Raw genomic sequence first — 20,614 nt, forward strand, 5'->3', positions numbered from 1 at the left:
GCACATAAACCATGTCGAGCGACACATAAAATAACGAGCCGGCACATAAACCACGGCAACCGGCACATACTGCCGTAACGGCACTATACCAATATAACCCAGACATACAAAAAACCTGTCCATAAATAAGACAGGCTTTTCATCAATTCTTCTTTTGCGGCATAATCCTTACTGCTTCTTCAAGCATTTGCACGTCGTTTTCGTACAGCTTCTGGGCAAGCTTTCTTCTTGCAAAAAGGGAGCTTTCGAAGTAGTCATCATCTTTGACTACCCCTTTAATTGTAAATTCAATTCCCCGATTTACAGAATTCATGCTTGTAATCCCATGTACTTGAAAGGGTTCAGTTGGCTGGCCGAGGTGATCATTTTTCAGGCTTGCTTTCAGTTCCTCATTCAATTCCTCGCACAGGTCTTCAAGGATTTGGTATACCCGTTCAGGATTCTCTTTAAAGCTGATGACTACCCGCTCTGTGATCCTCATAAATTGGATATTATAATTTTGGATTTGCCGGACTTCTCCGTTGCTGATCGTTAGAAGCTTTCCGCTCCACTCTCTAATTTTAAGGGAACGTAATCCAAGTTCTTCGACAGCTCCAGTAAAGGTGTTGTTGACCGTCACAACGTCGCCCTGATGGAGCTGCCTTTCATAAATGAGAAAAATTCCTGCCAAAATATCTTTGATTAGCGATTGGGCTCCAAAGCCGATTACAATCCCGGCAATCCCCGCACCAGCCAGGATTTTGCCGAAGTCATCGATGAATAGCGAGATGACGTAAAGGACAAAGCCGAAGGTAGCCGTATATCTCGTAACCGAGCGTATGAGGCTTTCAATTGTTTTTTCGTTTCTTTCGGCAATAAAATCGGTACGAACAAAAAATTTATGAACCAATTTATTAATAATAAATACACTTGCCCATAAGATCAGCCCGACGACGACCATTTCTACGACTTTCCATTCTTTTAAAGCCTCAACCATTTACTCACCCTCTTGCACGGCGTTTTGTAAAGTCTACGCCTTGATAGTAGCTATTTTTCACAAGAACATTCGGACCGAGACACTTAACCTCACTGCAATGGCAATTCAACTCTTTTGCAAGGCGGGATTCCTGCCATTTCGAATAGGCAGACTGTAGTGTATCCGTTTTGATGTTTCCAAGAGCAGGTGTGTCGCCAAAATCAGTGACAATCACGTCTCCGTCAAAAATATTGACATTCAGTCTTGACCTGCCGTCAGGATCATTTCGTACGGTTACGTTTTTCGCATTCCTCAACTTTTTAAGCAAAGCTTGATCTGCTTCATTTGGACTGCATGCATAAAAAGGAAGCGTGCCGAAAAGCATCCAGGTTGATGGATCGCGAATTTCTAAGAGGTAATCAATGGCTTCCCGCATTTTATCCAGGCTAAGCGTCTCAAGCGCGCTTGCAAAGTCGCTCGGATACATCGGATGGATTTCATGGCGTTGGCACTTCATCTCATGGACAATTTGGTTATGGATTTGTTCTAAGTATGGAAGCGTTTGTTTATTCAGCATCGTTTCTGCAGACACCATAACGCCTTCTTTCACCAGTGTCCGGCTGTTATCAATTATGTTATTCAAATATGCAGCTCGCTGCTTCATGGACGGCTTTCGATCCATCATTTTAAAGCCAGTATCAGCAAACTCCTCTATTGTTCCCCAGTTGTGAGAAATATGAAGCACGTCAAGATAGGGAATAATCATTTCATAGCGGCTGATGTCGAGGGTCAGATTGGAATTGATTTGTGTTCTGACTCCCCGTTCATGGGCGTATTTCAATAAAGGCACAACATATTCTTTCACTGACTTTAAAGAAAGCATCGGCTCTCCGCCGGTTATGCTGATCGACCGAAGAAGCGGGACTTCATCGAGACGTTTCAGAAGCAAATCGACAGGCAAAGCATCCGGGTCTTTCGTTTGCAGGGTATATCCGACTGCGCAATGAGCGCATCTCATATTACAAAGATTCGTGGTTGTGAATTCGATATTCGTCAAATGGAGTCCGCCGTACTGCTCGACATCCATATATGCTTCCCATGGATCGTAGTCCGGGGAAATCGGTTGTAATGTTTGATTAATCATAATACATCTAACTCCTTTAGTGGACAATATAACAACGTCCAATTTATAATTGTAGACCTGTGAGAACGAATTCGCAACACGTAAGGAGTGAGAAAATGGGAAACTCAGTGACAGACCAAGATCGGCAAATCGATTACTTGAAAAACAGATTGGAAATGTTTATGACCGTAATTGATTCAATAGACCCGGAATCTACAGATGTTGAGGATATCGATCGACTCTTAAAAATGGTGGATGAGATTGAAGAAAAATACAAGCGGTTTAAAAAGGATTGGGAGTAGCAGCTGGTAAGTATTGCATCTCTCCGCTCTGCATGAAATACCCTTCGTTATTAGAAAATAAAAGAAAGAATTAACGGAGGAGCGAGTGTAGTGAAGGGATTCTTTTTATTTTGCAGTGTTTTTCTTATGCTCATTTCATGTACCTTGCCGGTTCAAGCGATCTCCAACGATAAGATAAATTGGGGCTTTTCGAAAAGCAAAAATCACGAGCCGGCAGACGCAGGGAGAAGGCTCAATGAACTAATCAAAAAGTACGGAGCTTTTTATCATGGCAATACGAAAGAAAAGACAATCTATCTCACCTTTGATAACGGTTATGAGAATGGTTACTCAGACAAGGTTTTGGATGTATTAAAAAAGCACAAAGTAAAAGCTGCTTTTTTTGTGACCGGTCATTTTGTAACGGATCAGCCAAAGCTTATCAAACGGATGGCGGACGAAGGGCATATTATTGGAAACCATTCCTATCATCATCCAGATTTAACGACCAAAACAGCGAGGACCATTTCTGAAGAGCTGGAAACAGTGAATCAAGCGGTTTTTCAGGTCACAGGAAAAACGGATAATCTGTACTTGAGGCCTCCGCGTGGAGTATTCAGTGAGAGGGTATTAAATGAAGCCGAGAAGCTGGGGTATCAAACGGTATTCTGGTCAGCTGCGTTTGTCGACTGGAAAATTGATTCGCAAAAAGGTTGGAAGTACGCCTATGATAATATTATGAAACAAGCCCATCCTGGTGTCATATACCTTCTTCATACGGTATCTAAAGATAATGCAGAGGCACTCGATCAGGCAATAACAGATCTGAAAAGGGAAGGCTACACCTTTAAAAGCTTGGATGACTTATTGTTTGAAAAACAGCTGCTGCTTCCTGCTTTATAGCCCATAAAAAAATTCCGTCATCCTAAGATGGCGGAATTTTCATCGTTCAAGCTTTGAAAAGCAAATAAATACTTTATCAGGTGGACTTCTAAAGGAATGATGTAACAGGTAAGCAGAAACGATCCTGGAGGAAGGTCATAGTCCAGCTTATTTGTCATATCGCTTTGAATACTCAGCCCGTCCTGCTTTAATTCAAAGGGAACGCTGATGTGCCGGTCAGAATGCCAAACTTCTCCGGGGACATCCAATGACACTTCAATGACAGCTTTTGCATTGACCGGCGCTTGAAAAGAAACGGCTCCTTCTGCAATAGCAAACCCATTTTTCATTGCTTCTTTCGTCCAATTGATAACGGGCGGTTTTTCACCCTTAGGATGCACTGTAATTTGATGATAGGAAACAGTTAGCTCTTTCGGCTCCCAAGCTTTCACGTGCCCTCACTCCTTTTTGATAATGTCATACCCTAAACTGTTTTCAATGAAACAATTTCTTACCAAAGAATAGGAAACACTCGTTCATTGTGCCATACTTAATTTCTGACCAATAAACAAGAGGAGGAAAAAATGGAACTTGAATCCGTAAGAGAAACGTTACACGACCTCGAAAAAAAGCTATTAACACCAGAAACCCGCACATCGCCGGAAGAGATTTCACTGCTACTCGCAGATGAATTTTTCGAATTTGGCAGCTCAGGTACTGTATTTGTTAAAAAGGATTGCATCGGTGAAGGCGGGCTAGGTGTAAGGAAAATGACACTCTTTAGCTTTGAAATCAAATTGCTTGCTCCGAATGTCGTGTTAACCACTTACCGGGTAAACGACGAAATCAGAAAGCAGCAGACTTTGCGCAGCTCGATCTGGAAATACATAGATGACAGGTGGCAAATGGTGTTTCACCAAGGAACACCGACGACTACTTAAAAATATTAAACCACCCTTTCATTTTAAACCAAAAGAGCATGAAAATGACAATAATACCCATCACACCCATGACGAAAAAGTAGCCGTATTTCCAATGCAGCTCAGGCATGTTGTCAAAGTTCATGCCATAAATTCCGACGATAAATGTGAGTGGAATAAAAATGGTCGATACGATCGTTAAGGTCATCATGATTGCATTCATTCGATTCGTACTTACCGTTTGATAGCTGTCTCTCATGTCGGACGTTACTTCCCGGTTCGACTCAATGAGCTCGGTCAGTTTTAATAAATGGTCATAAATATCATTGAAATAGGCTTTTCGTTCTGACGTATCCAGATGTCCCAGATTTAAAATCCGGTACAGCAGATCTCTCATTGGAATAATCGTTCGCCTGAGCTTTAACAGGTCTCCTCGAATATCAAAAACTTCATTCATCAACGTTCCGTATGTTTCATACCTTTCCTTACTGCCGATTTCGTTAAGCCGGTCTTCAATTTGATACAACACCGGAAAATAATCATCAACCAGTTGGTCGAAAATAAGGTACGCCGCATGGTTTGTCCCATTTATTTTTTCCTTATTAGCAGATACCTTCTCCCAGACCTTTTCCAAGCCGCTTGAATCATGTAAATGAAAGGTGACTATATAGTTGTCGCCGAGAAATATATCGACCTCATCGGCAGCATAGGTTTCCTGATTTAATTCGTGAATAACATAGAAATGATAATTGCCATAGCCGTCAATTTTAGGGCGCTGCAAATTGTAGAAACAATCTTCTATCGCCAACGGATGAAATTTGAAATGCTTCATCAAAATAGACGCTTCTTCTACGGTCGGATTATGCAAATCGACCCAATACCACTCAATGTCAGGGTTTGAAAATTCATTCGTATGGATCATTTCTCCGTCTTTAGTAAATGCAATTGTTCGAAGCATCGTCACCGCTCTTTTCTTAAATAAATAGCCCTCATCCAATCTGTGGATAAGGGCTTATTTGCCTTAAGATTATTATATCGTACCTTACTTATTTTGAGCAAAAGCCACCTTGCTACTCAACTTTTGCTTTTTTTCTTTCAAATAACGATTTGAGTCATCTTTTTGAATAAAGAAAGTCAATATCAGCCCGACTGCAGAAATAATAGTCGAAGCGACAAAAGCAAGATTGACACCGTGAATCATCGCAAGCTCCGTCGAAGGGGCATTCGCGGCTGTATGCGCACCTTGGGTCATTATTGTAATCAGCAGTGCGGTTCCGATCGATCCGGCAATTTGTCTCATCGTATTGTTCATCGCTGTTCCGTGGGGAATTAAGTGGCGCGGAAGCACATTAAGGCCGGCTGTAGTAATCGGCATTAACACGATCCCAAGCCCCATCATCCGAAAGGCATACACGATAGACATATAAAGAAACGGAGTCGATTCGGTTAAATTCGTCATCAGAATGCTGGTCAAGGTAACCAAGCTTAAGCCGACGACAGATAAAATTTTCGGGCCGATCTTATCGAAAATTTTCCCGGTCACCGGAGACAGGATCCCCATCGCAATCGCTCCCGGAAGTAGCATCATGCCAGATTCCATCGCGGAAAAATGGCGCATATTTTGCATGTACATAGGCATAATCGTTGCAGCCCCAAGCATCGCCATAAAAAGGATCATCCCAATAACGGTTGAAAGGGTGAAAATTTTATATTGAAACACCCGGAATTCAAGGATAGGATGCGGCAAATGAAGCTGTCTCCAAATAAATAAGAAAAGAGAGAGCCCTCCGACAAAAAAGGCGCCGAGTACTTCCATGCTTCCCCATCCGCTTCCTCCGGCGACACTAAAGCCGTAAAGAATTCCGCCAAACCCGACAGATGATAGAATAATCGATAGAACATCTACCTTTGGATTGGTTTGTTCCGTTACATTTCGTAAAATAAAATAGGCAAATCCAATGTTAATCAACGTAAATGGCAAGAGAATATAAAAAATTGTCTCCCAAGCATAGTTGTCAACGATCCATCCGGAAAGTGTCGGTCCAATCGCAGGGGCAAAGGCAATCACCAGCCCAACCATTCCCATCGCCGATCCCCGCTTATCCTTCGGAAAAATTAAGATAAACACGGTCTGCATCAGCGGCATGACAATTCCAGCGCCGGCTGCCTGTATGACACGGCCGATAATGATCACCGGAAAAGATGGCGCTGTCGCGCAGATCAATGTACCGATAGCAAATAGAGACATGGCTGAAATGAAAAGCTTTCGAGTCGTAAACTTTTCAATTAAAAATGCTGTAATTGGAATCATAATCCCGTTGACGAGCAAAAACGCCGTAGTCAGCCACTGCGCCATATTTGCATCGATTTTTAAATCATTCATAATATGCGGAATGGCCGTCGTTAACAGCGTTTGGTTCAATATTGCAATAAACGTCCCCGTAAGCAAAACGATTACAATTGGTAAATTGTTAGTTTTTTGATTCATCGCATAACCTTCTATCTTTTTTATTTCATAGCAAAACATCCATAGATTCATCATACGATTCATTATGGATGGGATATATTATTTAGCAAGACGAAATATTCGCCCAGTTAATTATACCTCGATCTTCGGGAAATGGAAATACCCTATTATGCCCAAAGTACAATGAAAGGGCTGTAAACATGATATAATGCGAACAAAGAAAGAAGAAAAAGGATGCGAAACCGATGTGGATGGAAACAATAGATGTTACAGCCCCTTATCATTTTGAACGTATACTTGAACGGCTTACGTCAGACCCTTTAAATGTAATTGATTTGGACAACCGCTCTATCTCACTGCCTTTGAGAAACAAGGACCAAGAGCCATCAATTGTTTTAGTGAAAGCGATTGGGACGATCGAACAACCGGTTTTCCAAGTAAGCGGAGAGAAAGAAGCGGATAAAGACGATTTGTTGAAAGAAGTGAAACGCATCTTTCAATGGGAAACGAATCTGCTGCCAGTCATGGAGCATTTTAAGCTGTCCAATTTAGCGGCGATTTTTGAAGAGCATGCTGGAACCCCGCTCGTTCTCGATTTTAATTTATATCATTGCCTGGTAAAATGCATGATTCATCAACAGTTGAATTTGTCATTCGCGCATAAGCTGACGGCCCGCTTTGTTCAAACCTTCGGAGAGCAAAAAGACGGGGTCTGGTTTTATCCGCTACCGGAATCGATCGCGGGGCTCGACTACAGCCAGCTGAGAGAGCTGCAATTCAGCATGAGAAAAGCGGAATATGTCATCGATACGTCAAGAATGATTGCAGGCGGCGAGCTCCGGTTGGAGGAACTGCCATCGTTATCGGATGAAGAAATTATGGAGAAACTAGTAAAAATTCGCGGAATCGGCCCGTGGACGGTTCAAAACGTGCTTTTATTTGGACTCGGGCGGCCGAATTTGTTTCCGCTAGCAGATATAGGCATTCAAAACGCGTTAAAAAAGCATTTTGGCTTAGAAAAGAAACCAACAAAGGAAGAGATGCTGGAATGGAGCAAGGAATGGCATCCTTTCTTAAGCTATGCGTCCCTATATTTATGGAGAAGCATCGAATAGAAATGGAGAGAGCAGCATGAAACATCAGAAATCACAAACGCAAGCAGAACTGAAGGTGGGACAAACTTTCCCGCTGACGATCAAACGGCTCGGAATCAACGGTGAAGGCGTCGGCTATTTTAAAAGGAAGGTCGTCTTCGTCCCCGGGGCACTCCCAGGAGAAGAAGTAGTCGTCGAAGCAACCAAGGTGCAGCCGAAATTTTCAGAAGGAAAAGTGAAAAAAATCCGCAAGCGCTCAGAGCATCGCGTAGAGGCACCATGCCCTATATACGAAGCGTGCGGCGGCTGTCAGCTTCAGCACCTGGATTACGGACGACAGCTCGTTGAAAAGCGGGACATTGTCGTGCAGTCACTGGAGCGCCATACCCGATTTGCGGTCGATAAAATGGATATAAGGCCGACGATTGGCATGGAAAATCCGTGGCACTACCGAAACAAAAGCCAATTCCAGCTCGGACGCTCAGAAAGCGGAAAAATTATTGCCGGCCTTTACGGAATGGATTCACACAAGCTCGTGCCAATTACTGAATGCATCGTGCAGCATCCGGAGACGAACAAAACAACCGGAGTTATCCGCAGAATCCTCGAAGATAACGGCGTCTCGGTCTATAACGAACGAAAACGAAAAGGGGATGTGCGGACAATCGTAACGAGGGTAGGCTTTGAAAGCGGCGAGGTTCAAGTTGTTCTCGTCACAGCAAAAGAAACACTGCCGAAAAAAGATGCGATCGTAAAAGAAATCAAAAACCGCCTGCCAAAAGTGACGTCAATTGTTCAAAACGTTAATGGTGCGAAAACCTCTGTCATCTTTGGCGAACAAACAAAGCACCTAGCCGGCAACATGGTCATCCAGGAATTTCTCGGAGACATTTCCTTTGAGCTAAGCTCGCGGGCATTCTTCCAGCTCAACCCGATCCAAACCGTCAAGCTGTACGACGAAGTAAAAAAAGCCGCACAGCTCACCGGCAAGGAAAAAGTAGTCGACGCCTACTGCGGCGTAGGAACAATTGGAATGTGGCTTGCGGATGGAGCGGGAGAAATCAGAGGCATGGACGTCATCAAAGAATCAATCGACGATGCCAACAAAAACGCCAAAAACCAAGGCATCAAAAACGCCACCTACGTCACAGGAACAGCCGAAAAATGGCTGCCAAAATGGACAAACGAAGGCTACCGCCCAGATGTCGTCGTTGTGGACCCCCCAAGAACAGGCTGCGAAAAATCGTTTTTGGATACAATTTTAAAGGTAAAGCCAAAGAGATTTGTTTATGTCTCATGTAATCCGTCTACTTTGGCGAAGGACTTGCAGTATTTGTCTAAGGGGTATGAGGTGAAGTATATTCAGCCGGTTGATATGTTTCCGCAGACGGCGCATGTGGAGTGTATCTCGCAACTCATTTTAAAAGAAGGCAACTAACCCTTGTGGTTGTTGCCTATTCTTGTTATACGAAAAAATTTACGAAGTTGTAATGAATACGTAGATTACCATCAATGCTACAGACTACTATATTCATCAATGAGTGTAAGACTTGAGGTACAGCGACAGGTAATGTTATAAGTCCGCTAAAACCTGTTAATAATCCACTAGTAGCACTTTTGTATTTTGCCATAGTATTAAATTTTTTTGCTTTTTCATCTAAGGTCCTATTTTTTTGTAAGTAGCAATCAGCTAATTCTATAAATGTATCCATTCTAGGGATGTCACCATTAATTGGATTATCATAAGAACATTCTAAAGCTTTCATTATTGCGTCGTGTTAAACTTGTTGCTTTAGACAACTTTGCCCACCTTTCTTCTGGAATATTATGGTAATAATATATTGCAAAATTATGTGCACAAATTGATATTTTTTCGCTTGAAAAATTTTAAATTGAGGTGTCGAGTAGATTTAGACCTCAAAGCAACCAATTTGTTTCATGACGTAGAGGAATCCGAGAAGTGTGAATATGTTGTTAAAGTAGAATGGTTAGCAAATGTATCTAAAGAGGAAGCATACTGGGTGAAAGGCTTAAAAGCTAATCAGAACAGGCCTATAAATTAAGAAGTCAATACACTATTGATAAAGTTTTGGAGTTTTTTGGACTTGATACAGAATAAATAATTACTATCTACATTTATGACAGTTATAAGAAGAGTTTTTCTCGGCTGACTTCCTTTAATGTATACTTTCTTGATTTTTGCTAAATGAGTAGTGTAATTAAAATGAAAAGTTAGGAGAAGATTTATTTGTTTAAGAATTTAAACTCTCATTCCACAAAAGCCTTAACCCTTGCAAGATGCTAAAGTTTTGTCCTTGGTTTTTGTATCTTCCTTTATCTTTGTAGACGGACTTCTCACTTTATTACCACCTGTAAATAGTTTGAAATAATCAGATAATAGTAGATATTTTAATCAATAAAATATTATAATAGACTATAATGTGGTTAAAATTCAGACAGAAAAGGTGTGTTCCTAGTTGAGCCTTGCTTTTTGTGACACCTAAGCAGGAGCGCCTGCTCTGTTATGCAAATATAGGGGATAAAGGAAGGTTATAATGAGCAACATACCGAAAAAAACAGACGTTATCTTAATTGGTGCCGGAGTCATGAGCGCGACTTTGGGATCGTTACTGAAAGAATTAGCACCGGAATGGGAAATCAAAGTGTTTGAGAAACTCGCAAATGCCGGAGAAGAAAGCTCTAACGAATGGAATAATGCGGGTACGGGCCATGCTGCACTTTGCGAGCTTAACTATACATCTGAAAGATCTGACGGATCTATAGATATTAGCAAAGCGATAAAAATTAATGAACAGTTTCAGCTTTCAAGACAGTTTTGGTCTTATCTTGTAAACAACAATCTGATTCGTAATCCGCAGGACTTTATTATGCCAATCCCTCATATGAGTTTCGTACAAGGAGAAAAAAATGTAACTTTTTTGAAAGAACGTTTTAAAGCGCTGTCAAATAATCCCCTTTTTCAAGGGATGGAATTTTCTGATGACTCTGAAAAACTGAAGCAATGGATTCCGCTTATCATGGAAGGCCGTACATCGAATGAACCGATAGCGGCAACAAAAATCGACTCTGGAACAGATGTCAACTTTGGTGCTTTAACACGCATGTTGTTTGACCACTTAAAGGATAAAAACGTTGAGATAAACTACAGGCATAGTGTCGAGGATATTCAACGTACAAGCGATGGCTTGTGGGAAGTGAAAGTGCATGACATCGACAGCAGTAAAATTGAATACCATACTGCAAAATTTGTCTTTATCGGCGGTGGGGGCGGAAGTCTGCCTTTACTGCAAAAAACCGGTATTCCTGAGTCGAAACATATTGGAGGATTTCCGGTAAGTGGACTATTTATGGTATGTAACAATCCGGAAGTTGTAGCGCAGCATCATGCAAAAGTATACGGTAAAGCTAAGGTTGGCGCTCCTCCAATGTCTGTTCCGCATCTTGATACAAGATATATCGCGGGCAAAAAGTCATTGTTGTTTGGTCCGTTTGCTGGCTTCTCACCAAAGTTCTTAAAAACCGGTTCAAATTTTGATTTGATCGGTTCCGTAAAACCGTATAATGTCTTCACGATGTTGGCGGCAGGCGTAAAAGAGATGGGATTGACAAAATACCTGATCCAGCAAGTTATATTATCGAATGAAAAGCGCATGGAAGAACTGCGCGAGTTTATTCCGAACGCCAAAACCGAGGATTGGGATATCGTGGAAGCAGGCCAGCGTGTGCAAGTGATCAAAGATACTAATGCCGGCGGAAAAGGAACACTTCAATTTGGTACGGAAGTTGTGAGTAGCAGGGATGGCTCGATAGCTGCATTGCTCGGCGCTTCACCGGGTGCTTCTACTGCCGTTCATGTTATGCTTGAGGTATTAGAAAAATGCTTCCCGCAACATATGAACGAGTGGGAATCAAAAATTAAAGAAATGATTCCTTCTTATGGTGTGTCACTAGTGGAAAACCCAGAACTGTTCCAAGAAATTCATACTTCAACAGCGGAGACACTTGGTCTAAGTGAAAAAGAACCAGTCTTTAGTTAATTCTTAAAAGGTAATGGTTGAAAAAAACATTAAGAATTGAGTAAATAAAGAATATCATTGAAAATAAACATAGAACCTTTGATCTCTCTTTGGATTGAAGGTTATTTTCAAAATTTACCAGTTGGCCTGCTTACAGTATGTGCTTAATACAAGAATAGGAGAGTCAATCATTAAATAAAGTGATCGACTCTCCTTTTTGCCATTGTGTGATTTCTGGAAGCCAGCCAGTGCAGCAATCCCTGTGACTCTTTAGGTCAGCGCTGCGAGTTGTCCGTGCAGTTGTCGGCCGCTGGCTGGACCGATGACACATGTATGATGCCACGACTGCAATGGTCGCTGACAAGAAGACAATCTGCATCAAGGTGTGAGGGATTAGAGCATCTGCCGGGTTCGTTGTAAGTCCATTGAGAGCAATATAAACATTGGCCGGAAACATGACGATAAGCAGGAGAGAGAGCCCGGCGGCTGCCCAAGGAGCAGTCGGCCTCCACAGCAATCCTGCAGCGCCGGCCAGCTCCAACACACCAGTGATAGTCACAATGAAGCCAGGGTTTGGCAGGGCTGGGGGGACCATGCTGATGAGTTCTGCGCGCATCCAGACGAAGTGAACGGCGCCGGTCAGCACGAACTTGGCCGCAAGTCCGCCCCGAAGAGCAACCGGCCATGGCTTTAGACGACTCACCCCCGCGGCTCCTGCGCCGAGGATCGCCAGTATGACAAGAGTGCGATAAGTGGTTCCATTGAATAACCTCCAATAATTTTAGAAATTTTATATTTCACGGATATATCCGGAAATTTCATAGATTGTACCAAAGTATTTAGATACTATACACTATTCTCAAAAAAAAGATCCCTTGTGGAACCCTATTAAAAGCTATTTAATTTTTCTTCTACCTTTACTAAAAAGTCTTTTACAAAGTCTATGTTTTCATCATTTCCATCCTGTAAAATTCCTACAACCATTTTCTTAAATTCTTTTTGATGTTCCAAATGATGAGCATAGGCAATTTCACCTTTAGCGGTTAATTTCAAGATAAGCCTCGACTGATTGCGAATATCTTTCTCTTTTGTGATCAATTCTTTTTGCTCAAGTTTTTTTAGTACTTGGGATACGGCGCCTTTGGTCACTCCACATTGTTCAGCCAGCGCTGTAATATGGATGCCTTCATGTTCTTTTATTTCATTAAGCGTATAGATCTCTGAATGAAATAAAGGTTCCCCGATCCCGTAGTCTCTTTTTTTCCGATTTACTTTAGAGAACGTATTGATCACATCTAAAAGGACATTGCTGATCTTTTCTTGTAAGATTTCTTCGTTATTCATCATATGAAAAGTATATAGTATCTATACACTTTTTTCAATATAATCCAGGGAGCGGGTAAAAAGATTGATCAAATCTCTAAAATTCTTATTAAATCAGATGATTATTTCGGTCAAACTTTTAAATCCGAATAACGAAAGTCTCTACAGTGCTCTGGTGTGTTAGAAAAATGCTTGGAAAACGAGATAGAAGTGACTCGGTGTAACTCTCGCCATGAGCGTGAGTATGACACAATGACGTTTTCAGAATGGTTTATCGAAGAAAAGGTCGAAGAAGTTATGAATAGTTAAAGTTTGAGAATTAGAATGAATCCGTAAAAAATTTTATCTTAACAAATGATTACAAATCAATTGTAGCTTTGAAATAAAGTTTGAGCAAAAATACCTCACAGATCCTTATTTTACGATAAATAAGAAGAATCCATTTTGAAAAAAGGAGATTGATCAAAAAGGATTCTTCTTTAGCAGATTTAAGTTTGGTTTTTATAAAAAAGTTTGATCATTTTCTACCTATGTTGCTCAACAATCGCGCCTTATAATTGAATAACTGTAAAGCTAATGAAGCTTTTTTAAAAGCTGCGTTTCCCTGGCCAAGCTCCTTGCATTTTACTTAGGAATACAATTTGCCCAATATGATATGCGTCGTGCATTGCCAAACTCTTCAGTTCAAGCACTAATGAATTATCTTCTCCTGGGATCTTTCTATATAAATCTTCATGTTCTGATTTTGCTAGTATTTTTCCAAGTTCACGATGAACATAAAAGTATTCTTGTTTTGTTTCCTTCCAATTTTCTAACGTCTCAGTTGGTAATCGAAATGTAGATTCATTATTTTCTGCCTGTGGTTCATTCGCTGTTTCACCAAGAAATCGCATCAGAAATCTCTTTTCATAGAAAAGTAAATGACAAACTAATTCCCAAATGGAATTCATTGCCCCATCAGCTGGTTTCCAAATTGCCTGTTCAACAGTGATATCCTCTAGCACTTTTTCAAGTGGTGGAAACCAATCTTCTTCATCTAAGCAGCTTGCCCATTGTTGTAACAAAAGTGTCTTTACATCCATTTTCTATTCCCTCCAATTTAATCCCTTTAGTAGATAATCTCTTTGGTCAAAACTTTATTTGCGGCGTGTTGTTCTGGCATAACTTACAATTTCAAGATGAACCATCTAATTACCTCCCTTACTCCACAATCTGCCCTATACAAAAAGACGCGTTGCTCGATGAACGCGCCCTATAGTTGAAGAAACTATGTATTCAATTGTACTTTTCTTACTCGCTTTCAATTGCCTCATAAATTTCAACTAAGTTGTCATCTGGGTCTCTGAAATGAGCTACTTTAATACCCCAATCAACTTGGTTATGTGGTTCATTAATAAATTTTACTCCCTGTTTTTTAAGCGAATGATATGTTTCTTCTACACTGCCAACATGTATTATTAATGCAGTTTTATCCATAGAATTAGAGTTTAATGATAGTTCTCCCGTACCAACAGCTTTAGCCATAGCTTTTCTATCAAATAATCCTATAATTGTTTCTCCAGCCTTAAATTCAGCATATCGAGATTCCTCATTTCCCCAACCAACGTCGAAACCGAGAATATCACGATAAAACAAAAAACACCCTTTAAAATTTCTCGTCAAAAACGGGTTCTTATCCAACGAAATCTGTTGTTATTTCCATTGGATAAAATTCAACTTCATTTTTCTTTACCTCAATTTTTTTATATTAAACAATCTGGCCCGTTTGCTGTATAACCTTATGTTACTTCTTTTACCATGAGAAACCCCTTTAGACAAATTACATCCAAAGGGGTAAAACGGTGCAACTTTTTTATAAACAGTTAATCTTTTTTATAAAGGCTCGAACTTTTTTACGAACGGTTAAACTTTATTCAAAGCCACAGTAAGATACATGCTGTTCTTGGTAAGCATTCGAGAGATATACGTATTAAACTGAGGGAGTTGAATAAGAATCAAAAAAGCTGAAAAACAAGGTAATAAGCGGAATATCAAAACAATTTTTTAATGGAGAGATTGAACCGGTAGGAAGGTCGCAGCTGTTTATAAACTGAAAAGATTATCAAGTACTTTTTGAAGGGGCTTTTTGCAAAATTCACAATTAAAGAGGAAATTACAATCGAGACATTTAATATGTTTTAATTAAACGAAGGATAATTAATTAGGTTCATAAACAAATTTGGTTCGGGAAAGAAACAGCCGTTTATGAAAGCTTGGATTATTACGATAAGTTCGAGTAATACTGCTAAAAATATATTAGAGAACATGAAGTAGAGGTATTGTAGAGTATGAATGAGGAATTAAGAAAAAATGCCGATGCATGCTATCGGCTAGCTGAGCAGAAGGCTGCTCATTATTTTAAATCACTTTCTATGCAAGTTATGGAAAAGACCTATGTCCCTACCCTAACAAATGATATACAATCTTGGAAACACAATCATATTCGTCATCATTCATTATTATCCTTTTTTTCGGTTAGAAAGGGAAAACCTGATTTTCGGGAGTATCACAATTATATCAAATGGCTGGATCACACTGGAAAACTAGATAATTACTTGGATCGAAGCATCTCCTATATTTTTATGCGGGATCTTGGCAAAGCCCTGGACTCACCTGTTACACAGTCCAGGATTCGGCGTGTTGTTGACAGTTTAAAAAGTTATCTTACAGACCAAGGAAATAAAACTGAGACGTTTAGCAAGGCCGGGTTGTACCGGATGGCCCAGAAGGATGGTGTTGAATCGACCATGATTTGGGTGATAAACAAACTAAAGACTGTATCCTCCAATATTCCAAAGGGAATGGATGCTGAGCAAGCACAGCGGAAAATCATTAAAATTATTGCTGGGGTAGTGATGCACGAGGTAGAAGAGATGGGTGAGGAGATATCGCCTGAAGAACGTACTCAGAAACTTGATAAAGCGATTAGGTTTGGTTATTCCTATGGTCTAACCTATCCCTTAATTGACGATCTTTTGGATGCCAATGTCTTATCCACTAAAGAGGAAAAACAATATACCGATTTGATCCGTACTACCCTTATCACAGGATCTGTGCCGGAATTGGGCGAGTGGCCAGGAAATAACATAGATCTGATCCGATATATTCATTCGGAGCTCCGAGATGCATTTGAGTATATTAAAGTCCATCAGCAACAAGAGACAATGAAATCATTTTTCGAGCGATCCTATGTGTTTTTTCATTCCCAGGAAGAGGACCGAAAAAAGGATCTATCCAATGGAAATTACACCAATGAAGAGCTTTATATACCGATCATTTTAAAATCTTCTTCTTCACGATTGATTGTCCGTTCATTAATCAGTGCTCCAGAAGATGAGAGCATTGACGAGCGAATATTTTATTATGGTATATATAACCAGCTGGCTGATGACTTTGCAGATATGTTTGATGATATGGAGGAAGGCGCAGTAACACCCTATACCTATTATCTGAAATATCATGATAAGCGTTCGGATCTTATTAATCCTTTTGAATTATACTGGACGGTCATCTCCAATTTGCTCCATAATGTGTATCAGTCAGATACCAAGACCTGTGAGGTGATTTTGGATCGGGCGATTAACGGTCTTAAACGATTTAAAGAACGAATGGGAACCAAAAAATACAATGAGGTTATGGAGTTATTTGCTTCTGGAAATCCAAAATTCAATCATGTCATCCAAAATATGGTTCGGAAAGCGGATGATGTGGATTTCTTTGATAAACTGCTTAGGGATCATATGATTACTAATTTGAAAAATGAACGGAAGGAACGGGAAGACTTTTCAGAAACTATCGAGACCGTACGCAATCAGATCAACAACATCTTAACTATCCGTAAAAGCGATAAAGTTTCTTTGACGAAAGAACCAATAATTGATGCTGCAAATTACAGTCTGGAAGGTGACGGAAAGCGGTTGAGGCCAATAATGACCTGGGTCATGGGCGTTAACGAATATGGATTAGATCAGTCGGCAATCGTGCCACTTCTGAGATCATTGGAATATATGCATACGGCATCCCTAATCTTCGATGATCTGCCATCCCAGGATAATGCGTCCACTCGCAGGGGGAGGGCAACCCTGCATCAGGTATATAACATTGCCATAGCAGAATTAACTGGTCTCTTTCTGACTCAGAAGGCTGTTGAGGAACAAGCCTCTCTTGACCAGTTCGATTCGAAAACTGTACTTCACTTGATTCGATATTCGGCTCAAATGACAGAGAATATGTGCAGGGGACAGGCAATGGATCTGGATTCAAAAGGGAAACCACTGACACTGGAACAATTGAAAATGATGTGCTTTTATAAAACCGGGATAGGTTTCGAGGCTTCACTCATAATGCCTGCGATTCTTGCCTGCGCAAATGAATCAGAAATTGAAGCCTTAAAAAAATTTGCCTATCATGCCGGCATTGCTTTTCAGATTAAGGATGACTTGCTAGATGTTGAAGGAGATCTGACCTTACTCGGAAAACCTATTGGAAAAGATGCTGAAAACGACAATTCAACTTTTGTGTCAATCCTGGGTGCTGTTGGTGCCAGAAAAGAAATGTGGGAACATTACTGTCTTGCAATGGAAGCGTTGCAAGAGGTGCCGCATACTACCACTTTTTTGAAACATTTTATGAATTATATTGTGAACCGTGACCATTAAGAGATACTATTGGCAAGACTTTTTCGGATCCTAAAAGAATGAGCTGCACCCCAATAAGATACAAACGAAACAATTGGAGGTGCAGTTAACCCTGAAATGGTCAGAATGCGAATCAAACAATATAAATATCATTACATTTTTTGAGCTATACATGAATTCCATTAAACAAAAGAAACTATAAAAAAATAAAATGGACGAATGAACCTAATTAAGCATGATTCAAGGAGTTTTTTCATGAACGAAATCTTAGCAAGTTACTATGCAAAATCGATTGAGCGAACAAAAACAAGGGTCCTAGAGGATATCTTTACATACTTAGAAAATCAAGAAAGCTTCCCTTCATATGAACATTATGTAAGAGCAAGAGGTCAATTTCTTGACCGGCTTTGGTTAAACGCCTGGCTTAATACGGCTAGCCATGCTTCCATTTCCGAAAAGAAAGCGTATCTGTCAGATAAGGGCTTTGAAATAGAAGGGGTAAACAAAAAGCTGATCAATCAAACGTTTCGCAATGAAATAAGAGATGTCGAGCCATTCGACTTGATTGGCTGGCTGGACAGCAAGTTTGTGAACCAAGTGGAAGACTGGAAGCAGCGGTATATGCAGGCAAGGGAGGCTTACCTTACCCGCATCGAGCTTCAAGAGCAGCGTGAGGTCAGAAAAAAATTGTTAATGAGCCTTGAGTATTATATCGAACAGCTGCTTGGTGAGCATTATGATGAGCTGTACCTTTATGTTCGCTATTTGCTTGGCTGCCATCTTGCGCTTGAGATCGAGCAAAAGAGCATCACTCTACCAACTGAGGACATCACCTTATCAGCCTATGTAAATCATGAATTGGAGCTTGCCTATAACAGTAATCATTATGTTGAGAATGCGATCGAAAAATATGAAGGACTTATTTCCGCATATTTATTCGACTTTGGGCCGAATTGGCTTAAAGACCGCTTTCCTTCACACCTTTTTACTGAATATGAAAATACATACAAGGAAGCTTTGCCTGACTCGTTTATAAAAGAAGCTGCATTTGACCCGTTTTTACAACTTGGTGATGAATTTTTTGACGATTTGTTAGAAGAATACATATCTGATCTTACAAAGTTGCTTGATATCCCATTTGACCCAGCTGTCCATCAAGAAATATTTGATAAAGATCTCTCGGAAAGAGAGAGGAAAGACGTTCAAGCGCTTGAAGAAATGAAGCGCCAAAAAGAAGAGGAAGCGAGGATGATCGAGGATATTTTCGGAAGGGAATATAATCCTCCCGCAAGCCGCAATATCCAATATGTCCTTCATGTTGGCGAAACAAACACGGGCAAAACGTTTCGCGCGATTAAACGAATGAAAGAAGGGAGGAGCGGTATTTATTTAGCTCCCCTTCGATTATTGGCACTTGAAATCTATGAAAAGTTAAACGATGAAGGCGTTCCTTGCTCATTGAAAACAGGGGAAGAGGAAAAATTGGTGGAGGATGCAGCTCATTTTGCTTGTACTGTCGAAATGTTTCATGAGAAGGATTTCTACGAAGTGGTCGTCATCGATGAGTCGCAAATGCTCGCAGATAAAGATCGAGGCTTTTCGTGGTATAAAGCGATCACAAAAGCAAATGCAAGAGAAGTTCATATTATTTGCAGCTTCAACGCAAAATCCATGATCCTGGATCTCCTCGGTGAATCAGATGTTAATGTTCATGAATATGTCAGGGACATACCACTTGAGGTTGAATCCCAATTGTTTCGTCTGCGTCATGCGCGTAAAGGAGATGCACTCGTCTGCTTTTCAAGAAAGCGAGTCCTTGAAACGGCTTCAGAGCTGCAGCGAAGAGGGCGACAGGTGAGTATGATTTATGGCAGCATGCCGCCAGAAACGAGAAAAAAGCAAATGCAGAGATTTATTAATGGTGAAACAACAGTCATAGTGGCAACAGATGCGATCGGGATGGGATTAAACCTGCCGATCAGGCGAATTGTTTTCTTGGAAAATGATAAATTTGATGGCACGAGAAGAAGATTTCTAACGTCACAGGAAGTAAAGCAAATTGCTGGGCGCGCCGGCCGTAAAGGAATTTATGATGTAGGAAAAGTCGCGTTCGCAAGTAATTCTAAAACAATGGCCCGACTGTTGGAACAAAAGGATGAGCCTCTTCAAGGATTTGCCATTGCCCCGACGACAAGTGTACTTGAACGCTTTCAGAAATATTCACGTAAGCTAGGCCTGTTTTTTTATCTATGGGATCAATTTAACCTTCCAAAAGGAACGAAAAAAGCCAGCTTAGATGAAGAAAAGCGATTATATGACATGATTGAAGATTCGATCATTGAGGCAAAGCTTTCGGTCAATGACTTATACAACTTTTTGCATTTGCCTTTTTCAACAAAGGAGCCATTATTAAGAGCACAATGGAAGCAAAAGCTGGAAGCAATTGTAGAAGGTAAAGAACTGCCTGAACCGCATTTAAAAGAAACAAAACTTGAAGAGCTTGAATTATCATACAAGGCGGTCGGCCTTCATCTCTTATTTTTGTACAAATTAGGGAAAAGAACAGAAGCCCATTATTGGGAAAGAGTTCGGAAAGAAATAAGCGACAAAATCAATGACCAATTAAAAGCCGGCGTTCAAATAAAAAAGAAAACGTGTAAAATTTGCGGGAAAAGCCTTCCTCGACGGTTTCAATTTCGGGTTTGTGATGAGTGTCATTTTAAGGGAAAGAAAGATATATTAAATTGAAACACAAGAAACTTTTGGAGATTTCATAGTAAGAAGATCAAACATTTCAGACCTTGAAGTTATTCATAACGGGACTATCGTATTTAATGGAGAAGATTGCGAAGTTGC

At 40.5% G+C, this 20,614-nt stretch carries 18 protein-coding genes; 8 read left to right on the forward strand and 10 right to left on the reverse strand.

Annotation, left to right across the window (positions count from 1 at the left end):
- Positions 1-142: 142 nt before the first annotated feature.
- Both AM592_RS00090 and yfkAB read right to left on the reverse strand, forming a co-directional pair.
- Positions 143-976 (reverse strand): mechanosensitive ion channel family protein, encoded by an 834-nt coding sequence (locus AM592_RS00090; RefSeq protein ID WP_053601891.1) that lies wholly within the window; start codon positions 974-976, stop codon positions 143-145.
- 4 nt (positions 977-980) lie between these two features.
- Entirely contained in the window at positions 981-2,099 is a 1,119-nt protein-coding gene (gene yfkAB, locus AM592_RS00095) for a radical SAM/CxCxxxxC motif protein YfkAB (protein ID WP_053601892.1), read from the reverse strand.
- A gap of 95 nt (positions 2,100-2,194) precedes the next feature.
- On the opposite strand from yfkAB, the gene AM592_RS00100 reads away from it, so the two are divergent.
- Both AM592_RS00100 and pdaA read left to right on the forward strand, forming a co-directional pair.
- Positions 2,195-2,380, forward strand: a complete 186-nt coding sequence (locus tag AM592_RS00100; protein WP_053601893.1) for an SE1561 family protein — start codon at positions 2,195-2,197, stop codon at positions 2,378-2,380.
- A 126-nt stretch (positions 2,381-2,506) separates the two neighbouring features.
- Positions 2,507-3,262: a delta-lactam-biosynthetic de-N-acetylase gene (gene pdaA / locus AM592_RS00105; RefSeq protein ID WP_053605926.1), complete on the forward strand. Its 756-nt coding sequence runs from the start codon at positions 2,507-2,509 to the stop codon at positions 3,260-3,262.
- Between the two features lie 17 nt (positions 3,263-3,279).
- Here pdaA and comJ read toward each other — a convergent pair whose 3' ends face one another.
- Complete coding sequence (comJ, locus tag AM592_RS00110) at positions 3,280-3,693, reverse strand: competence protein ComJ (protein ID WP_053601894.1); 414 nt, start codon at positions 3,691-3,693, stop codon at positions 3,280-3,282.
- Between the two features lie 132 nt (positions 3,694-3,825).
- Between comJ and AM592_RS00115 the strand changes: the two genes are divergently transcribed.
- Entirely contained in the window at positions 3,826-4,182 is a 357-nt protein-coding gene (locus AM592_RS00115; protein WP_053601895.1) for a nuclear transport factor 2 family protein, read from the forward strand.
- Here the strand turns inward: AM592_RS00115 and corA are convergent.
- Positions 4,175-5,119 carry a magnesium/cobalt transporter CorA gene (gene corA / locus AM592_RS00120; RefSeq protein ID WP_053601896.1) on the reverse strand — a complete coding sequence of 315 codons (945 nt, stop codon included), beginning with the start codon at positions 5,117-5,119 and terminating at the stop codon, positions 4,175-4,177. The two genes, AM592_RS00115 and corA, sit on opposite strands and share 8 nt — an antisense overlap.
- A gap of 84 nt (positions 5,120-5,203) precedes the next feature.
- The gene (locus AM592_RS00125; RefSeq protein ID WP_053601897.1) at positions 5,204-6,649 is read right to left on the reverse strand and encodes an MDR family MFS transporter; all 1,446 of its coding nucleotides are present in this window, start codon (positions 6,647-6,649) and stop codon (positions 5,204-5,206) included.
- 224 nt (positions 6,650-6,873) lie between these two features.
- Between AM592_RS00125 and AM592_RS00130 the strand changes: the two genes are divergently transcribed.
- On the forward strand, positions 6,874-7,743 hold the full coding sequence (locus AM592_RS00130; RefSeq protein ID WP_053601898.1) for a DNA-3-methyladenine glycosylase family protein: 870 nt from the start codon (positions 6,874-6,876) through the stop codon (positions 7,741-7,743).
- Between the two features lie 16 nt (positions 7,744-7,759).
- Positions 7,760-9,160 (forward strand): 23S rRNA (uracil(1939)-C(5))-methyltransferase RlmD, encoded by a 1,401-nt coding sequence (rlmD, locus tag AM592_RS00135; protein ID WP_053601899.1) that lies wholly within the window; start codon positions 7,760-7,762, stop codon positions 9,158-9,160.
- Positions 9,161-9,185: 25 nt separating this feature from the next.
- Here the strand turns inward: rlmD and AM592_RS00140 are convergent, their stop codons facing one another.
- Positions 9,186-9,488, reverse strand: coding sequence for a hypothetical protein (locus tag AM592_RS00140; RefSeq protein ID WP_148564292.1), 303 nt, complete (start codon positions 9,486-9,488; stop codon positions 9,186-9,188).
- Between the two features lie 789 nt (positions 9,489-10,277).
- Between AM592_RS00140 and AM592_RS00150 the strand changes: the two genes are divergently transcribed.
- Positions 10,278-11,780 (forward strand): malate:quinone oxidoreductase, encoded by a 1,503-nt coding sequence (locus tag AM592_RS00150; RefSeq protein WP_053601902.1) that lies wholly within the window; start codon positions 10,278-10,280, stop codon positions 11,778-11,780.
- A 163-nt stretch (positions 11,781-11,943) separates the two neighbouring features.
- On the opposite strand, the gene AM592_RS24420 is transcribed toward AM592_RS00150, so the two are convergent.
- The 4 genes from AM592_RS24420 to AM592_RS00170 form a co-directional block, all read right to left on the reverse strand.
- Positions 11,944-12,354 carry a DoxX family protein gene (locus tag AM592_RS24420; RefSeq protein WP_211086223.1) on the reverse strand — a complete coding sequence of 137 codons (411 nt, stop codon included), beginning with the start codon at positions 12,352-12,354 and terminating at the stop codon, positions 11,944-11,946.
- A gap of 293 nt (positions 12,355-12,647) precedes the next feature.
- The gene (locus AM592_RS00160) at positions 12,648-13,106 is read right to left on the reverse strand and encodes a MarR family winged helix-turn-helix transcriptional regulator (RefSeq protein WP_053601903.1); all 459 of its coding nucleotides are present in this window, start codon (positions 13,104-13,106) and stop codon (positions 12,648-12,650) included.
- Between the two features lie 563 nt (positions 13,107-13,669).
- Positions 13,670-14,164 carry a DinB family protein gene (locus tag AM592_RS00165; protein WP_053601904.1) on the reverse strand — a complete coding sequence of 165 codons (495 nt, stop codon included), beginning with the start codon at positions 14,162-14,164 and terminating at the stop codon, positions 13,670-13,672.
- Between the two features lie 208 nt (positions 14,165-14,372).
- Positions 14,373-14,762 (reverse strand): VOC family protein, encoded by a 390-nt coding sequence (locus AM592_RS00170; RefSeq protein WP_318773054.1) that lies wholly within the window; start codon positions 14,760-14,762, stop codon positions 14,373-14,375.
- A gap of 647 nt (positions 14,763-15,409) precedes the next feature.
- Here AM592_RS00170 and AM592_RS00175 point away from each other — a divergent pair.
- Together AM592_RS00175 and AM592_RS00180 are read left to right on the forward strand one after the other, a co-directional pair.
- Positions 15,410-17,779: a polyprenyl synthetase family protein gene (locus AM592_RS00175; protein WP_053601906.1), complete on the forward strand. Its 2,370-nt coding sequence runs from the start codon at positions 15,410-15,412 to the stop codon at positions 17,777-17,779.
- 234 nt (positions 17,780-18,013) lie between these two features.
- Positions 18,014-20,506, forward strand: coding sequence for a DEAD/DEAH box helicase (locus AM592_RS00180; protein ID WP_053601907.1), 2,493 nt, complete (start codon positions 18,014-18,016; stop codon positions 20,504-20,506).
- The last annotated feature ends 108 nt before the right edge of the window (positions 20,507-20,614 follow it).

The sequence above is a fragment of the Bacillus gobiensis genome, assembly GCF_001278705.1.
GTDB classification, from domain to species: domain Bacteria; phylum Bacillota; class Bacilli; order Bacillales; family Bacillaceae; genus Bacillus; species Bacillus gobiensis.

What these genes read in the sequence shown, in the direction of transcription:
- AM592_RS00090 (WP_053601891.1), bottom strand. Translation starts at nt 976, where the DNA reads ATGGTTGAGGCTTTAAAAGAATGGAAAGTCGTAGAAATGGTCGTCGTC.
- yfkAB (WP_053601892.1), bottom strand. Translation starts at nt 2,099, where the DNA reads ATGATTAATCAAACATTACAACCGATTTCCCCGGACTACGATCCATGG.
- AM592_RS00100 (WP_053601893.1), top strand. Translation starts at nt 2,195, where the DNA reads ATGGGAAACTCAGTGACAGACCAAGATCGGCAAATCGATTACTTGAAA.
- pdaA (WP_053605926.1), top strand. Translation starts at nt 2,507, where the DNA reads ATGCTCATTTCATGTACCTTGCCGGTTCAAGCGATCTCCAACGATAAG.
- AM592_RS00115 (WP_053601895.1), top strand. Translation starts at nt 3,826, where the DNA reads ATGGAACTTGAATCCGTAAGAGAAACGTTACACGACCTCGAAAAAAAG.
- corA (WP_053601896.1), bottom strand. Translation starts at nt 5,119, where the DNA reads ATGCTTCGAACAATTGCATTTACTAAAGACGGAGAAATGATCCATACG.
- AM592_RS00125 (WP_053601897.1), bottom strand. Translation starts at nt 6,649, where the DNA reads ATGAATCAAAAAACTAACAATTTACCAATTGTAATCGTTTTGCTTACG.
- AM592_RS00130 (WP_053601898.1), top strand. Translation starts at nt 6,874, where the DNA reads ATGTGGATGGAAACAATAGATGTTACAGCCCCTTATCATTTTGAACGT.
- rlmD (WP_053601899.1), top strand. Translation starts at nt 7,760, where the DNA reads ATGAAACATCAGAAATCACAAACGCAAGCAGAACTGAAGGTGGGACAA.
- AM592_RS00140 (WP_148564292.1), bottom strand. Translation starts at nt 9,488, where the DNA reads ATGAAAGCTTTAGAATGTTCTTATGATAATCCAATTAATGGTGACATC.
- AM592_RS00150 (WP_053601902.1), top strand. Translation starts at nt 10,278, where the DNA reads ATGAGCAACATACCGAAAAAAACAGACGTTATCTTAATTGGTGCCGGA.
- AM592_RS24420 (WP_211086223.1), bottom strand. Translation starts at nt 12,354, where the DNA reads ATGGTCCCCCCAGCCCTGCCAAACCCTGGCTTCATTGTGACTATCACT.
- AM592_RS00160 (WP_053601903.1), bottom strand. Translation starts at nt 13,106, where the DNA reads ATGATGAATAACGAAGAAATCTTACAAGAAAAGATCAGCAATGTCCTT.
- AM592_RS00165 (WP_053601904.1), bottom strand. Translation starts at nt 14,164, where the DNA reads ATGGATGTAAAGACACTTTTGTTACAACAATGGGCAAGCTGCTTAGAT.
- AM592_RS00175 (WP_053601906.1), top strand. Translation starts at nt 15,410, where the DNA reads ATGAATGAGGAATTAAGAAAAAATGCCGATGCATGCTATCGGCTAGCT.
- AM592_RS00180 (WP_053601907.1), top strand. Translation starts at nt 18,014, where the DNA reads ATGAACGAAATCTTAGCAAGTTACTATGCAAAATCGATTGAGCGAACA.